Genomic DNA, 4,091 nt, shown 5'->3' with positions numbered 1-4,091 from the left:
GCACTAACACTCTGCCTTTATTTTCAGAAAAATACTTTGAAGGATTAACTTTAAGTCCAGCTCTGTTTTATTCATGGAAATATAGCATTCGCTTTGAAATATCAGATCCATTAATTTCATCTCACGAAAAAGATTGTTTGAATCAAGCTTTTCATCGATCAATCACATTATTTCAAAGGGTATTTGGAGRGGGAGATGAGATTCTTTTTGTTACGGATGTACATACTACGAACAAAGATCGTTTCCTTCAAAAAAGACCTTTAAACGTTTATTTAAAATACATAAAAGATAAACAGCGGCTATATCAATTAAACCATCACTGTTTGCCGAGTATATTTCAGGATGAAGATGAAGACGATGATCAATCTTTGACCCATCGCTTTGTACTTTCTTGTAAGAAAACAGAATTAAGATATGCGCAGCTTTTAAAGGCTATTAATTATGAAGACTTTGCTCATCCATCTACTATTCTGAAGAGTAATTCCCAAAGTAGTTATGATATTTACTTTATTAATCTCTCTAAAAAAATGATTTTTCATTTGTATGATGATCGCGGATGTGATGTCTTAGCCTCAAGTAAAGAATCTATACGCTTTCTTTATGAAGAATATAATAATTGGATTTTGGATTATGATCGAGAAGAAATTGACCTTTTATTTAAGTGAAAAGTAGGATTCATCCACTAATTAGCACATTTCCACTAATTAGCACATTTTTTATATCCATAATCACCTGTCTTACAGTAACTAAAAATAAAAAGGGTATCTACAATCTTCTAGGTTAATTTTGATATATAATCAGATTAGCATTAGGCTTATAGCTCAATGGAAATATGACCCTAGGAAGTAATGTAAAAGAAGAACATTGTGTGAAATGTTCTTCTTTTATAAATGATCAGAGTGAGGTATAGCTGCATACATTTGCAGGTGTCTTTTTGACACTTAAATTTAATCGTTCTAATGGCCATGAAATAATGAAAGAGAATATTGATAAACATAAATAATTACGAATCCTAGCGAAATTAATAGCCATACATGCAATTTCCTGAAGTGCTTGATGGTATTTCCAATTATTTCATGAAAGATAACAAAAGACAGTGTACCGATTGCTGCGCCAGTCGATAAAGCTTGTAGTTTAAGTGAGGAAACTTGTACACTTTCACCAATGAATAAACTGCCTCCTAAAGACAGCGACAGAATGGCTATAATTAGTAAAAAGAAGGTGTTAGGTATTTTTGCTATAGAGAGGACTGTCATAATTGCCATCCCCTCTGGGACCTGATGTAAAAGGGTAGCTGCGAATACAGAAGCTGATTGGTGCATATCTGTTATTCCAAATGTAATACCTGTGATGACATTATGAAAAAAGATAGCAACCGTTAATAAGATAAGTGCCTGTAAGGGTGAAATTTCGCTGTTTTGTTTATGCAAAAAGAGGTCAATGCATAGCATGATGATATATCCGGCTACAATTCCTAATAAAACGCCTCTTAAATCATATAGATGCCAAGTAGACGGAAGGATATCAAAGAACAATAAGCCCAATAAGATTCCACCGCATATAGCATACATAAATTGGATTCTTCCCCTTGCCAGATGGTTTACTAATTTGAGAAGTCCTCCTCCTGCTAATAAACCCAATAAAGAACCTAAAGTAAATAAGATATTCATTTTTATATGCATAATTGCTACTTCCTTTCGGCTATATGGTTTTTTACAACTAACCTATTCAAAGGAAAGGCAATCATACCTATGTTTTATAAATGGTTAAAAAAATAAAAGTACACGATATTAACTTGGGAGTAATTTTTAGGTAAATCACTAATAAAAAAGGACATACTAACGTTATCTAAAAAAGAGGTGTTACTATGGAATCTCCTTTTGAAATGATAACCAATGTGGACAAGGTCGAAAATGCTTATTATATAGAAGTGAAACCAGGTGAGTACAATGCAAAGTATTGGAATAAAGAATCAGTCTATTTTGCTGATGAAGCTTTTGCTTATTTCTATACCACGATTTGCAAGTATGTGCCACAGTATCAACCTACCCAAGTGACAGAAATCAAAGTAGAAACATGGCTGAGGATCAGTAATCAGCTGCAAGAACTCGCATATTTTTTGAGCACTAATCCGCCTATGATTAAACTAAAGAAATGGATTGATTTTAGCAAAGTAGAGGGAACGTACAAACAGTTTGATCGTCAAAAAAACAAGTACATTCGCGAGTTAATTAACATGATTAACGAATTTACAGTGTGGATAACAAAGGTATGTCAAACGCAATCATATATCACCATTTTGGGCACTTAACAGGCCTTGAAACCTTAGAGGCTTGTAATGAAGAGCAAAATCCCAAAAACAAATCGTGAGTTAAATCACTAAAAATGCCCTCAGATGAAGCAAGTGATTCTATAAATCAAAAAAAGATACTTTATAAAGTATCTTTTTCTGATTTAAGTTTTTGAAGAATGTAAAATCTAATTGGTATCATTCGGTACTTCAAGAGAAGTAGGTTTGGTGTTCCTTTTGAAAAATGAAATAATTACCATTATAAGAACGAATGCTACACAAACTATAGAGCTTAACCTATTCGCACTGTCTATGAGAAAGACTATGAAGCTAATAATTAATGTACATGCGGCAAAAAGCGTTAAATAAGGGAAGCCCCAAAGTTTAAAATATGGTTTTTCTTTATATTGAGGACGTAGCTTTAGCTGAGCTAAGCAAATACTAATCCATATAAGAGAAACTGTAAATCCAGGAATAGCTAATAAATAAGAAAAAGCTTTTTCAGGATATAAGTATACGAGGTACGTTCCCAATAATAAAAATAGGACACTGAAAGCTAAACTGTAAACAGGTACGCCTTGTTTATTTACATAGGACAAACTTTTAGGAGCATCTCCCGACTGAGATAAAGAATGAAGCATCCTTGTACAGCCATAAATACCTGAATTGGCTGCTGAAAGGACAGCTGTTAATAAAATAAAGTTCATAATATGAGAAGCACCTTGAAGCCCAGCTGTTTCAAATACTTGGACAAAAGGGCTAGCATTTGCATCAATTTTATCCCATGGTATCAAGCCACAGATAATAAAAATAGGCAAAGTATAAAACAGAACTACTCTCCACATAACGCCTTTAACTACCCCTGGTAATACCTTTTCAGCATCTTTTGTTTCCGTAATAGTTAAACCAATGAGTTCTGATCCTCCATACGAGAAAATGACTACAAGTAATGTAGAGAAAACGGCTTTCCAGCCATTTGGCATAAAATCACTATAATTATGAAGATAATGAGAAGATGAATTATTGCTTGGCATAATTCCAAATAGTATCGCTATACCTAATAAAATAAAAGCAATAATAACAAAGATTTTGATACCAGCAAACCAAAACTCAATTTCTCCAAAAGACTTTACGCTTGTAGCATTAATTAAAATAAGTACAATTGAACAAATAAGACAAAGAATCCATAAAGGAATAGAAGAAAACCAATATTGCAGAAAACTACCTGCAGCGATGACTTCAATAACGCACACAGTAAGCCACATAAAGCAATAAGTAGCTCCCGTTACAAAAGAAAAACGTCTTCCAAAAGCTTTTTGAATTAGATCTTTCATATTGTGCGATGGGTATACAATAGCCATTTCAGCCAAAGCTCCCATTACAATGAGAAGCAATAGTCCAGCAAATAGATACGAAAAGATAACCGAAGGTCCTGCTAATCCAATTGTATCAGCACTCCCTTTGAAAATCCCTGTTCCAATCATTCCTCCAATAGCAATCATTCGAATGTGTCGGGGTAATAATTGCTTTTTTAACGTATTCTTTGATGCAGTATTTTCTTTCATGATGCCCTCCTTTTAACATAAAAAAGTCCCTGCTGAATTATTCAGCAGGGACGAAAATTTCGCGGTACCACCCTATATTGTAAAAACATCTTACCTCTTAATTAGCATAACGGTTTTATCCGTCCTCTCTAAAACACCATTAGAAGAGGAAGCTCTAGGAGTGAATTTCATCTCTAATCTTTGTACTGACTTCCACCAATTATCAGCTCTCTATAACAGGGAGATTAGGATTACTT

4 protein-coding genes and 1 other annotated feature are annotated in these 4,091 nt (G+C 33.7%); of the genes, 2 read left to right on the top strand and 2 right to left on the bottom strand.

The genetic code is table 11. From position 1 onward, the window contains the following. Positions 1 to 665, top strand: a 665-nt coding sequence (locus tag AC1DRF_RS18215) for a DUF3885 domain-containing protein (protein ID WP_477741333.1), incomplete at its 5' end; no start/stop codon positions are given. 291 nt (positions 666 to 956) lie between these two features. Here AC1DRF_RS18215 and AC1DRF_RS18210 read toward each other — a convergent pair. After that, a complete protein-coding gene (locus tag AC1DRF_RS18210) occupies positions 957 to 1,670 on the bottom strand; it encodes a ZIP family metal transporter (RefSeq protein ID WP_427076777.1) in 714 nt (237 codons plus the stop codon). 197 nt (positions 1,671 to 1,867) lie between these two features. On the opposite strand from AC1DRF_RS18210, the gene AC1DRF_RS18205 reads away from it, so the two are divergent. Then, positions 1,868 to 2,311 carry a hypothetical protein gene (locus tag AC1DRF_RS18205; RefSeq protein WP_098526312.1) on the top strand — a complete coding sequence of 148 codons (444 nt, stop codon included), beginning with the start codon at positions 1,868 to 1,870 and terminating at the stop codon, positions 2,309 to 2,311. 167 nt (positions 2,312 to 2,478) lie between these two features. Here the strand turns inward: AC1DRF_RS18205 and AC1DRF_RS18200 are convergent, their stop codons facing one another. Further along, positions 2,479 to 3,855 carry an amino acid permease gene (locus AC1DRF_RS18200; protein ID WP_427076778.1) on the bottom strand — a complete coding sequence of 459 codons (1,377 nt, stop codon included), beginning with the start codon at positions 3,853 to 3,855 and terminating at the stop codon, positions 2,479 to 2,481. A 43-nt stretch (positions 3,856 to 3,898) separates the two neighbouring features. After that, positions 3,899 to 4,091 (bottom strand) — a binding site (T-box leader). This feature is flagged as partial in the annotation.

Source organism: Priestia sp. P5_B4, assembly GCF_056400385.1.
This window is presented reverse-complemented; position numbering and strand designations above follow the sequence as displayed.